Below are 12330 nucleotides of genomic sequence, written 5' to 3'. Positions count from 1 at the left end.
ACCTGTGTGAGCGCGGCCAGCCCTTGAGACTCTAGCCTTCCGATACTACTGGGTGATACGACAATCCTCGAAGCTGACTCGCGTGACTTTCACTTGGGTCCGCGGTGGGTTGCGCAACGGCGACCGGACTCGTCGAACAACGTGCATCCGCTAGGTTGTTCCCATGCATCCTGAAGTTCCCGCGACCCTTCCGACATCCTCTGGGACTCTCTTGATCATTGGAAGCAACCCTCCTACGACCAGCGGTCAACGCACGCTTGCCCGCGCGGAGCAGGCGCGACATGTTCTTGACTTCGATCGCTACGAAATCGTCAACCTCTTCAGTTTGCCCACCTACCGCACCTCCGGCGTCTCCACTGCCGGAATCTCGCCTGACGGATGGCTGGATGCCCGCCCAAACCTCGCACATGCGCTCGATGGAGCGTCAGCCGTTCTCTTGGCCTATGGCATCAGCAAGCCATCGGGCGAAGCCGCTAAGCATCATGTGGCCCAGGTGAAGTGGCTCGAAAGCGAGATCGACGAGAGGGGTCTACCTGTCTGGTGGGTCGGCGGAGCACCTCGTCACCCTTCGCGCTGGCACCGCTATACACACCGTATGCATCCCGAGACTGCTTTCCTCACCGCCCTGACGATTGCCCTCACAAGGTGGGTGCGCAGCGACTGATCGTATTTCCGAGCGGGGCTGGCAAGCCAATTCACGGTGTGGGCGACATAGATGGATAGTCTCTAGTCAACACAACAGAAGAAAAATGGGGAAGCTCGCATGGATGCACGTAATCGTTCGCTCGCCGACTGGTTCACACGAGTTAGAACCGGCCAACTCCGATTGCCTCGTTTTCAACGGCATGAGGCGTGGAGTCACAACGAAGTCGCTGGCTTGATGGAGACAGTACTCAGAGGACTTCCCGCTGGGGCTACACTCATCCTCGAAGTTGGGGACAACGAACCGTTCATTTCTCGTGCCCTAGAGACCGCCCCGTCCCCTTCCGAGCGTGTCCACGAGCACCTTTTAGACGGCCAACAACGACTGACGGCGCTCTGGAGGTCTCTCCACGACAACTACCCGGATCGGACGTATTTCCTTCGTCACGAAGAGGACGAGTCAACGGGTGAAAAGGTCCCACGGGTTCTGGCCCAGAACCGGTGGCGACGTGGCGAGACCCGATACCCAATCTGGTGTGACAACCCCGTCGATTGTCGCGAACGCGGTTACATCCCTTTGCGTTTGCTTAACCCCGAAAGCAATGAAGACGTGAGGGCATGGGCAGACTCCGCTGCCGGAGACGACCTCCGCATCAGCAGGGATATTGAGACGAACATTGCCGACCTGAGAAGCAAGGTCCGGAACTACAACATCCCTCATCTGAGCCTTCCCATGACGACGCCCAAGGACGTCGCTTTGGATGTCTTCATCAAGATGAACACGTCCTCAGTGAGGCTGAGTGCATTCGACATCGTGGTCGCTCAGCTCGAGGAAGCAGTCGGCCAGTCCTTGCATGAGCTTGTAGATGACCTTCGCGCCCAAGTCCCGTCGCTGCATCGTTACGCTGACGCAGGAAACCTGGCCCTGGATGTTGCCTCACTTCGATCTGATCGCCCTGCCGGCCAAAGGAGCTATGAAAAACTCGACTTGTCCGAGGTCGCCCGGGAATGGGACGACATCGTGGAGGGCATCTCCTGGGCTATTGGGTTTTTGGAATCGGAGAAAGTATTTGACGCTCAGCGTCTGCCGTCCATCGTAGTTCTGCCAGTTCTGGCAGCGATACACCAGTTCATGCCTAGGTCCTTGGACGCTGCGGGCAACGCAAGAAAGCTCGTCAGGTCCTATTTGTGGCGTTCATTCCTTACGCGGCGCTATGATCAGTCGGCCGGGTCAAGGGCCCACCAGGACTTCCGGGGGCTGAAGAAAATTCTTGTTGGGGACGTACTTGATTGGGCATCTGCCGCGCCGATATTTGACGAATCTGTAACCCCGCTCCCCACAGAGTTCGACCTAACAACCGCGGGCTGGCCTAAAACGCGTGAGGTCGTCGCACGGGGAATCCTCGCTGTGTCGCTTCGACTCGGCGCACGGGATATTGCTGATGACCACGCGGTCACTTCCGAGCACCTGAAGTTCCGGGAGTACCACCACCTCTTCCCTGACTCGCTCCTAAATGTGGAAAGCCAGGTTGGCGGCAACAGATCAATGCGGGCCCTCAACTGTGCCCTAATTACCTGGAGTACGAATCGAAACATTTCGAACAAGCCTCCGCTGCAGTATCTGGAGGAACGAACCGATCGAGCGGATCTTGGAAGGGAGGCCATACAGTCACGACTGGCCTCCCACCTTATCCCGTTCGATGAACTCGCTATGGCTGGACCGTACAGTCCTGAGAGCTCAAGACAGATCGGGGAGGACTACGAGCAATTCCTCCAGGCGCGCGCTTCCATGATGATGCCCGTCATTCAGTCCCTGTGCCTTGGGGAGCATCCTTGAGCTAAAACGGGCACTAGGCGCTCAGTGGTAGGTGCGTGAACAAGACACGCACCTACCACTGCCTCTTAGTGGAGGCCGGCCCACCACTTCCCCATCGGGCTCCGCCTGAGCGGATCGTGTCCCGACTGAACGAACTTGCGGAGAGCGGGCAGAGAGTTCACATGCGTGGCTAGTGCCTGACTGAAAACCGGCGTCTGGAGCTGGGTCTGAATTCCCTCCGCCCAGATCACCCACGTCTTGTTCGTTACGAAACCTTGACCCCTCAAATCAATCTCATCTTCACAAAGCCGGAGGTATTCGACAGCCAGTCGTTGCTCAACTTCCGTTGGTTTTGTTAACGCCAACCGAAAATAGGGCCAATAGTGCCATTTGAAAACGGGGCCACGGGGTTGTGGTTCTATTGTGCCGTACTGGCGGCAGGTTGGTGTTTTTTGAGCCGGTAGCTGTTGCCTTTGAGGCTGATGACGTCGGCGTGGTGGACGATCCGGTCGATCATGGCCGAGGCGATGGTCAGGTCCCCGAAGACGTCGCCCCAGCGGGCGAACGGGAGATTGGACGTCAGGATCATGGATGCGTGTTCGTAGCGGCTGGAGACGAGCTGGAAGAACAAGTTCGCCGCGTCCTGGTCAAACGGGATATAGCCTACTTCGTCGACCACCAGGAGGCTGTAGCGGCGGAGTTTGACCAGTTCCTGGGCAAGTTTCCCGCGGGAATGGGCGTCCTGGAGCCGGGCGACCCAGCCGGTGGCGGAGTCGAAGAGAACCCTGTGACCGGCTTTGGCTGCCTTGATGCCGATGCCGACCGCGAGGTGCGTTTTGCCCGTGCCGGGTGGCCCGAGCAGGACCACGTTTTTGGCCTCGGAGAGGAACACCCCGGTGCCCAGGTGCGCGATGAGGTTCCGGTCCGCGGAGGGCTGGTGGTCGAAGTTGAACTCCTCAAGGTCCTTGTGGGCCGGGAATCTCGCGGCCTTGATCCGGGTCGCGGCTCCGGAGGCTTCGCGTTCGGAGACTTCTCGGGAGAGGACCGCTGCCAGGTACTCCTCATGGGACCAGCCGGCGTCTCTGGCCTGGTCCCCGAGGCGGCGGAAGCCGTCGCTGATCCGTGGTGCGCGCAGAGCCCGGGCGTAGTACTCGATCTGTGACGGTGTCCCGGTCATGAAGCCGCCTCCAGAAGGGCCGGCTGCTGGCCGAGATCGATGCCGAAGATCTCGTCGTAGGCGGCCAGATCCCGCACCTGCACTGCTTCTTCGGGTTCGGGGCGGTGCACCCGCTGGGTACGGAAATCACGGCGCATCACCGCCGCGCGGGCCACATGGGCCGGATCGGTCAGGACGAGGTGACGGGCCCATGCCCGGACGTGGGTGGCGATGATGACGCCGTCATGGGTGACCCAGACGGTGTCCAGATCGGCGGTGACATCCACGATCCGCCCAATGAACGACGGGTCCACGGAATAGTCGTTGGAGAACACCCGCACGTAGTAATCCCGTGGCAGCCGCACCGCGTTGCGGAACACCGCCTCCGGGGTCACCGGCGGCAGTTCCCGCATCCTCTCCCGGTCCAGGACGATCAGCTCATCAGGACGGCCGTGGCGGGACCGCGAGTACCGGTGATTTGCCTTGGGCAGCCAGTCCTCCAGCTGGCCGTTGAAATCCGCGGGTGAGCGGAAGTCCCGGCCCGGCATGAAGCGCTGCCGGAAGAACCTGTTCATCCGCTCGACCATGCCCTTGGACTCCGGATCCCGCGGCGGAAGCAGCTTGATCTCCAGTCCCAGGGACCCGGCGAACGCGGCCACCGGCTCCGTCGGTTTGCGCCTGCCGATGCCGGACTCGTTGTCCCACAGCAGCCGCGACGGAACCGCCTGCGCGTCCTGCAGCAGAGTCCACATTCCGCCCAAAAGGTCCGGCGTCGTCCGCGACGGCAGCATCCGTGCCTGAATGAAACCGGAGAACGCCGAGGTCATCACCAGCACCGGTGGCGTGTCGTTCTGGCCTTCACCAACGGGCAGCGGTTCGTGCGGGAACCAGAGATCGCACTGGACCTGGAACCCCGGCTCGTGGACCAAACGGTCAGCCGGATCAGGCGGGGCGTATTCCGGCCGGATCACGGCGACCTTCGCCCGGAACAGCGACGCGGAACCAGACCAACCCACCCGCTCCGCCAGCGTCGCGGCCGGCATCGTCGGCGTCTTCACCAACAATTCCCGCACCCTGGGAGCAAACGCATCAAAACTCGATACTCCGGCCGCCCGGTGATACTTCGGCGCCCGGTCCGACTCAAGCGCCCGGTCAACCGTTCCGCGGGAAACACCCACGATCCTGCCGATCTCACGCTTCGAGTGTTTGCCCGTCGAAAACAGGTGGCGTATCTCCGCCCAATCATCCAAATTGATCACCTTCCATAATGGTCGGTGGCCCTATTTTCAGTTGGCGTTCCTGGCCCTATTTTCGGCTGGCGTTAACAGGTTTAGTCATCTCCCCACCCAAGTACATTCTGACTGACATGCGGTCCAGTAACTGCCACTACCTCTGGACGTAGAGGTTTTCAAACTCGCGATGACGCTGGGTGCGGCTCCCCACTAATTGCAAAACTGCGAAGACAACCGCGACTGCGGTCACGAGCTGAGCAATTACGGCCCAATCGTTGAGATTCATTGTTTTCCTATTTGTACTTACGCTCAGCGAGCATTTTGCAATATTTGGTTAAAGTTTGAGCCCACTACTGCGCCACCGCAGCCGCCGTCGCAAAGACATCCGCCGGCATCGGGCGGTGCAGCTTCCAGCTAATCGCGATCGGTTTCTCCCCGGCGTGCTGAACGTAGTCCACCTGGCCCAGGCACGTGTACGGGACGGTCAGGCCAGTCTCATCCTCTGAAGTATCCCGAGTGAAGATCAGGATCTTCGATCCGTGAGCGCCCCGGTCCAGGTACCGTTTGCCCGTCGGACTTCCGGGCGAGGTCGCGTTCTGCGATTCCCAGTGGAACAGCTCCGGGCTGATCGCATAGTCCTTGTACATGGTGGTGGCCGAATGCTTCTTGTCGTCCTTGTTGAGCGTGACGAAGAAGGCGTCCGTGGCCGTGGCGGGACACCAGGCCACGCCCTCGCGGTGCTGCACGTTCTTGCCGAGCTCCAGCGACCCGTACTGCAGAGCCGCGAGGATCTCCTCGCGCCGGTACGTCGCGTGCGAGAGCAGCGGAACGTGCTGCAGCCCCGCCCCGAGGCCCTTGGCGGCATGCTTGGACGCCGCCACGCCCAGTTTCACAAGCTGGCGGATCTCGCTGCAGACAAACTGGTAGCCGCGCAGATAGTCGAGGCCGGCGTCGTACGACTGGAAACCGCCGCCGTCGTCCCAGAGCGTGTAGAAGAGCATGCGGGCGAACGTCTGCTCCCGCATGCCGAGCTCCGCGTAGCGCGGCGCGTCGGCGCCGACGAGCATCGAGTACGCCGCGGCGCGTTCCGGGTCATCCACATGGATCAGCGCGGCCATCCGGCCGAGGAGCTTCTTCTCGTCGGCGTCGGAGAGCTCCTGAATCCTTCCGCTGAGCGCCGTCTCCAACGAAGAGAACCCCTCGATCAGCCCGGCCTGACGCAGGTAGCCGGTCCACGAATCCTTGGTCGAACGGTAAATCGACTTCACGTCGCTACCCGACCGCTCCAGGTACTTCTCAAGTTCCGTCTCGGTGTAGGAAGCGATGTCCCGGACCAACTGTGACCGGTTGAACCGCAGCTGCGCCTTGATGTTGTCCAGCACGACCTTCTGCGCCACCCGGTCCAGCACAATCTGAGAGCCCGACGGCAGGTACGGAAACTCGTCCTCGACAGCCCTCTCCAGCTCCTTGCGCCCGTACCCGGTGAGCGCCCGGTAGCGCAGATCGAAGCGGAACTCCCGGTGCTGCTGGCCGATGAAGTCCATGACGGTCAGCACCGCCTTGCCCTCGGCTCGGCGCAGCCCACGCCCCAACTGCTGGAGGAAGATCGTGGCGCTCTGCGTGGGCCGGAGCATCAGGATGGTGTCCACCTGCGGCAGGTCCAGGCCCTCGTTGAAGAGGTCGACGGCGAAGATGCAGTTGATCTCGCGTGCGGCGAGACGCTTCAGCGCCGCCGCACGGTCGGCGTCGTCGGTGCTCCCGTCGACCGCGACGGAGGCGATCCCGGCGCGGTTGAAGACATCCGCCATGTAGTGGGCGTGCTGGACCGAGACGCAGAAGCCGATGGCCCGCATCTGCTCCGTGCTGGTGACCTTGTCGCGGAGTTCGCGGATCACCTTGGCGGCGCGGGCGTCGTTGCCGGTGTAGAGGTTGCTCAGCTGCGCGGTGTCGTAGCTGCCGCGCTTCCATTCCAGCTGGCTCAGGTCAACATCGTCCGAGACACCGAAGTAGTGGAACGGCACCAGCAGATCGGCGTCCAGGGCATCCCAGAGGCGCAGTTCGCTGGCGGTGCGGCCGTCGAAGAACTGTTTGGCGACGTCGACGCCGTCGCCGCGTTCCGGCGTTGCGGTCAGTCCGAGGAGCTGCTGAGGCTGCAGGTGATCCAGCAGCCGGCGGTAGGTGGGCGCCATGGCGTGGTGGAATTCATCGATGACGACGACGTCGAAGAAGTCCGGTTCCAGCTGTTCAATGCCGAGGGATGACAGCGACTGGACGGAGGCGAAGATGTGCTTCCACTGCCCGGGTTTGTGTTCCCCGACGTAGAGTTCGCCGAAGGCGCCGTCCTGCATGACGTCACGGTAGGTGCGCATGGCCTGCTGCAGAATTTCCTGGCGGTGGGCCACAAACAGCAGTTTCAGATTTTTGTCCGCTGCTTCGCAGAGACGCTTGTAGTCCAGCGCCGCGATGACGGTCTTGCCGGTGCCGGTGGCGGCGACCAGCAGGTTGTGGTTGAAGCCCTTGAGCCGCTCGGCTTCGAGATCTTCCAGCATTTCCTCCTGGTGAAGGTACGGCTGGACCTCGAGTGCGGTGGCTGCCCCGGGGATGGCGGTGCGCCGGCCGCCGTTGCGTTCCAGGGCGGCGTCCAGTTTTTCGCCGTCGCGTTCGGGATCGTAGCTTTGGAAGGCGCGCTGCGCCCAGTAGCTGTCGAAGGTGACCTCAAACTTCTGCAGCAGCGCAGGCGTGCCGACGGAGCTGAGCCGGACGTTCCATTCCAAGCCGTCCAGGAGGGCGGCCTGGCTGAGGTTGGAGCTGCCGACGTAGGCGGTGTCGAATCCTGAGTCCCGGCGGAACAGCCAGGCCTTGGCGTGCAGGCGCGTCGCCTGGGTCTCATAGCTGATCTTCACTTCGGCCCCGTACCGGGTCACGAGCTCGTCGATGGCGCGACGTTCCGTGGCGCCCATGTAAGTGGTGGTGATGACGCGGAGTTTCGCGCCGCGCTCCTTGAGCTCCTCAAGCGCCGGATGGAGCAGGCGGAGGCCTGTCCACCGGACAAAGGCGCAGAGCAGGTCGACTGTGTTGGCGGACTCGATCTCGGTGCGGAGCTCCGCGGCGAGGTTTGGATCGTCTTTGCTGTTGGTGAGCAAAGCCGAATCGCTGAGCTTGTTAGTGGGGCGGCGCAGGCTGCGGCGTTTGAGGGTGTCCGGGCGGTGGAGGGACTGGAGTTGGGTGGGGCCGGATGCGATGCGGTCCCCGATGTTCAGTTCCTGGAGGAGCCTATTCGCGAGGGCGACGCGTTCGGCGGGTTTGGCTGAGGCGAGTACTCGCCGGACGGCGTCGGCCACGTGACGGGAGAGGATATCCGGGCTGTCTTCGTCGTCTATGGCGGCAAAGACGGGTCGCAGATCAGACGCGCTATTCAACAAACTGCCGACCGCATCCGTGTTGAGAAGTTCGTACAAGCCCTCGGGCAGCTGCTTCGCTGCCACTCCCGCCATGGAATTAGTCACTGCGCCAGGCTATTGGGTACATGTCTGGACACCAAACTTTTAGCCCGCTAATGCATCGTGGCCATTTTGCCGGTTCCAAACCTGTGCCCACGTAGAAACCCGGATCGGCCCGGCCGGCGATCGCATCGAATTACGCGTTGACTGTAGAACAGCCCTCTATGCTTGCTCCATGCCTGCTGGGGATTGTGAGAATGCGTTTCTGGAAGCTGCTCGCCGGGAGGGTGTGGAATTGGCTCGGTGCAAAACACCGTGGCTCAATCAAAGAGGGCACTTCGGTTTACCCGATCGAGCCTCCAAGGTCACCGGCCCGCTGCATGACATCTTCTTGTCCCTTGGAGGTCAAGCCACTGAGCAGGCGGCGAAACGAACGACGGCTTTGCCTGGCGACTTCATCCACCTTGCGACCGGAACGATCATTGAGATCGACGAACTACAACACTTCACCAGCTTCCGGCTGAAGTCATTCGACTACTACCCAGCCAGTTATCCCCTGGATTTCGAAGCCACGGAGTATCAAGAACTCTGCCGCCAATTCGCTCCGAAAGCCGACAAGTACCGACAAACGAAAACCGCGGCGGCCTTCGGCCCTGGCGGCCGGCAGCGGCAGCGTGCGTATTACGATGCACTTCGCGATCTCGCCACTCCGGCGATGGGACACCCACCCATAATTCGCGTTCCAGCACCCGACGGCCATGGCTCTGCGGCTTTCGAACGGAATCGAGAACGGATATTGCGGGCCGTTCTGTAAGCTCCGTCCCGCAGATGCCACTCCGGGCCAGGGTGCTGGTTCAACTGGCGTTCGCCGATAAGCTCGTTGGCGCACAGCCGGAACCGAGAAGCGGCTTTGCCTCGCTGTTCTGATAAACAGAAGGCATGACTCAGCCTCATGTTTTCGTAGCCATGGCCGACATCTTGAATCTCCGATGTGACGCATGGCTGCTGCCAACGGACTCAAGCGTTCGCATCGAGCAGCATTGGCTCAAAGCTCATCCCGAGCTGCGGGAGCTTGCTGCCGCCTCTGCCTCGGCTGAATTCCGAGAGGGTGCTGCGCTGGCCGAGCCCATCCGGCACTGGGACCCGAACGCACCGTTGCCGATACTGACGACAGTCCCCGACGGCGGCTGGGGACCCACCGCCGTCGTCGAACGGCTTGAAGCGTTCGTGACCACGGCAGTGGCGGCCCTTACTAATCCAGATGACCGACCGTATCGGCTTCTAGCCTTGCCGTTCTTCGGAACGGCCGGAGGCGGGGCTGGCAACCACCTTGGCGCCGCACTGCGCGCTATCCTCGATGCCTGTCGCAATTTGGCCGCTACTTACCGAGTTGACCTCGTCCTCGTCCTTCGAGACCGAGCAGCTTTCTCGCTGGCCCAGAAGCTGCGGAGGGAAGTATCGGGTGACTCGTCTTGGCCGTCGCTCGGTGACCGCCTGCATGGGAAGGCCATGTCACTGGGACAGGAAGCCCGCTCAGGGCATTTGGTTCCCTTTCTCGGAGCCGGCGTGAGCGTGAGCGCCGGAGCTCCAAGCTGGAGCCAACTCCTTGAGCAGTTAAAGACAGGCGTGCGTCTCGGAGCAACAGAGGAACGCGCTTTCGAGGGTCTCGCCCTTCTCGACCAGGCGAGCGTGCTGGAACAGCTCTATTCAGATCAGGTTGGCACTCGTGGGGCCTTCGGCGAGGCGGTGGCCAGTGCCGTCGACCTCCCGAGATACGGCCTGGCACCTGCGCTTCTGGCCACGCTGCCCTCGGCCGGTGCCATAACTTTGAACTACGACAGGCTGTTCGAAACAGCCTGCGACGACGCCCAGAGGCCACGAACAGTGCTGCCAGAAAACGTTCCAGCGGTGGGCAACGACTGGCTGCTAAAGCTCCACGGCTCCGTGACTCAGCCTGACAGCATCGTCCTAACCCGCGACGACTACCTCGGCTACAACAGCAATAGAGACGCGCTTTCCGCCCTGGTCAAAGCACACCTGTTGACGCATCATCTCCTGTTCGTTGGCTTCGGTCTGGCCGACGATCATTTCCACGAAATCGTTCACGACGTCAGGCGTGCGCTTCCCCAAGATGTTTCAAAGAATCACCAGATGGGCACAGTCCTGTCACTCTTTCACGAGCCCCTGCAGAATCTCGTCTGGGAAGGACGTCTCGACATCCTTCCCATGTCCGGGAGCGCGCCCGCAACTGAATCCGGCCAAGCCGCGATCCAAACCGCGGTCGCAACTGCCGGGAGGGAACTGGAGATTTTCCTGGATATGATGGCCGCCCACGCGACGGACAACCACTCCTATCTGCTCGCCCCCGCTTACGACCGCGGACTGACCAAGGGCGAAGACGACCTGCGGCAATTGCTCCTTGAGCTCGCTGGCCACCAGCGTTCGGCAGATACTGTGGAGGTCTGGGCCGTCATCGATGCTGCACTGCGAAAGCTTGGATTGGAGACCTGATCGAAGCCGAGCGCAGAGCACATGTGGCTGCCCGCATTGTTGGCCCTTCGCAGATGAGCGTGGTTAGGGCGGTCCGAGACTGGCGCCGCGGCGTAGGCCGTTTCCGGTGCGGCGTGTTGCAGCAGGAAAGAGGTCAGGGCCTCTTTGAATTGGTAGCGACCAAGCAACCAATACCCAAAAGAGACCCTGACATGAATAACTCTATGTCTTGTTCCGATGGCCGCTGGTGCACGCGCGCGGGCGCGCTGCTCGGTGTCGAGGGCATCCACGTCGGCTCCGTCACGGCAACCGCGGCTGGACTGGTTCTGGACGTCGAAACCGGGGAGGACGTCACCGGCTGCCCGGAGTGCGGCGTCGTCGCGGTCGGGCACGGACGCCGGCAGGTCCGGCTCCATGACATCCCCTGCTTCGGGCGGCCGGTGCGGCTGCTGTGGGCCAAACGTGTCTGGCGCTGCCCGGACCCGGGCTGCCCGAGAACGACGTTCACCGAGGAGCACCCGCTGGCAGGAGCCCGGGCGAAACTGACCGCCCGTGCCGTGAACTGGGCAACCGATGCGCTCCAGCATTTCGACACCTCGGTCTCGGCACTGGCCCACCAGCTCGGCGTCTCCTGGCACACTGTCTGGCACGGGATCAGGGCAGAGGCCGCACGACGGATCGCTGACACAGACAGGCTGAAGGGGGTGGATGCGCTCGGCGTCGACGAGCATGTCTGGTCCCACACCGGGCCACCCGGAACGGGCATGGTCACCGGGATCGTGGACCACACCCGCGACGCGGACGGCACCGTTCACGCCCGGCTGCTGGACCTCGTTCCGGGACGCTCCGGAAAGGCCTACGCCGACTGGCTCAAGGACCGCGGCACCGGGTTCACCGCCGGGATCAAGACAGCCGCGCTGGATCCGTTCCGCGGCTACGCGAACGCGATCCGCGACGAGCTGCCCGAAGCCATCACCGTTCTGGATGCATTCCATGTCGTGAAACTGGGTTCAGCCATGGTCGACGAAGTCCGCCGCCGGGTCCAGCAGGACACCCGGGGACACCGCGGACGCAAGGGAGATCCGCTCTACGGGATCCGCCGGACCCTGCAGATCGGCGCAGAACACCTCACCGAGAAACAGGCTTCCCGGCTGGACGCGAAGCTCACCGCCGGGGACCCAGACCGCGAAGTCACCCTGGCCTGGCAGTGCTACCAGAAGCTCCGCAACATCTACCACGCCCGCCCGGAACACGGCAGGGCGCTGGTGACAGACGTGATCGCGTCGTTCCCGACCTGCCCGATCCCGGAAGTGGCCAGGCTTGGCCGGACCCTGCGGGCCTGGAAAGCCGCGATCCTGGCCTACTTCGATGCCAACGGCGCCTCCAACGGACCCACCGAAGCGATCAACGGCGTCATCGAAACCACCCGCCGAATCGCCAGAGGCTTCCGCAACTTCACCAACTACCGGCTCAGATGCCTCCTCGCCGCCGGCGGACACCGCCCCTACCGGACGAAACAGACCAACCATGCCTAAATGCGAAGGGCCCCATTGT

The 12330-nt window shown here is 62.3% G+C and carries 8 protein-coding genes; 5 read left to right on the top strand and 3 right to left on the bottom strand.

Annotated features, from left to right (window positions below):
- Positions 1–163 precede the first annotated feature (163 nt).
- The gene (locus tag ACQCSU_RS16570) at positions 164–664 is read left to right on the top strand and encodes a DUF1643 domain-containing protein (RefSeq protein ID WP_426976357.1); all 501 of its coding nucleotides are present in this window, start codon (positions 164–166) and stop codon (positions 662–664) included.
- Between the two features lie 99 nt (positions 665–763).
- Positions 764–2479 (top strand): GmrSD restriction endonuclease domain-containing protein, encoded by a 1716-nt coding sequence (locus tag ACQCSU_RS16565; RefSeq protein WP_426976356.1) that lies wholly within the window; start codon positions 764–766, stop codon positions 2477–2479.
- Positions 2480–2876: 397 nt separating this feature from the next.
- Here ACQCSU_RS16565 and istB read toward each other — a convergent pair whose 3' ends face one another.
- The 3 genes from istB to ACQCSU_RS16550 all read right to left on the bottom strand — a co-directional run bounded on the left by istB (position 2877) and on the right by ACQCSU_RS16550 (position 8340).
- Positions 2877–3635 carry an IS21-like element helper ATPase IstB gene (gene istB / locus ACQCSU_RS16560; RefSeq protein ID WP_426976355.1) on the bottom strand — a complete coding sequence of 253 codons (759 nt, stop codon included), beginning with the start codon at positions 3633–3635 and terminating at the stop codon, positions 2877–2879.
- On the bottom strand, positions 3632–4873 hold the full coding sequence (gene istA, locus ACQCSU_RS16555; RefSeq protein ID WP_426976354.1) for an IS21 family transposase: 1242 nt from the start codon (positions 4871–4873) through the stop codon (positions 3632–3634). Before istA ends, istB begins: the two co-directional genes overlap by 4 nt.
- Positions 4874–5196: 323 nt before the next feature.
- Positions 5197–8340, bottom strand: a complete 3144-nt coding sequence (locus ACQCSU_RS16550) for a DUF3427 domain-containing protein (RefSeq protein ID WP_426979820.1) — start codon at positions 8338–8340, stop codon at positions 5197–5199.
- Positions 8341–8521: 181 nt separating this feature from the next.
- On the opposite strand from ACQCSU_RS16550, the gene ACQCSU_RS16545 reads away from it, so the two are divergent.
- From ACQCSU_RS16545 to ACQCSU_RS16535, 3 genes are all read left to right on the top strand, one after another.
- Entirely contained in the window at positions 8522–9100 is a 579-nt protein-coding gene (locus tag ACQCSU_RS16545) for a DUF7255 family protein (RefSeq protein ID WP_426976353.1), read from the top strand.
- A 152-nt stretch (positions 9101–9252) separates the two neighbouring features.
- A complete protein-coding gene (locus ACQCSU_RS16540; protein WP_426976352.1) occupies positions 9253–10797 on the top strand; it encodes an SIR2 family protein in 1545 nt (514 codons plus the stop codon).
- A gap of 191 nt (positions 10798–10988) precedes the next feature.
- Positions 10989–12311, top strand: coding sequence for an ISL3 family transposase (locus tag ACQCSU_RS16535; protein WP_426976351.1), 1323 nt, complete (start codon positions 10989–10991; stop codon positions 12309–12311).
- Positions 12312–12330 lie beyond the last annotated feature (19 nt).

This window comes from Pseudarthrobacter sp. O4 (assembly GCF_050157025.1).
Classification (GTDB): domain Bacteria; phylum Actinomycetota; class Actinomycetes; order Actinomycetales; family Micrococcaceae; genus Arthrobacter.
This window is presented reverse-complemented; position numbering and strand designations above follow the sequence as displayed.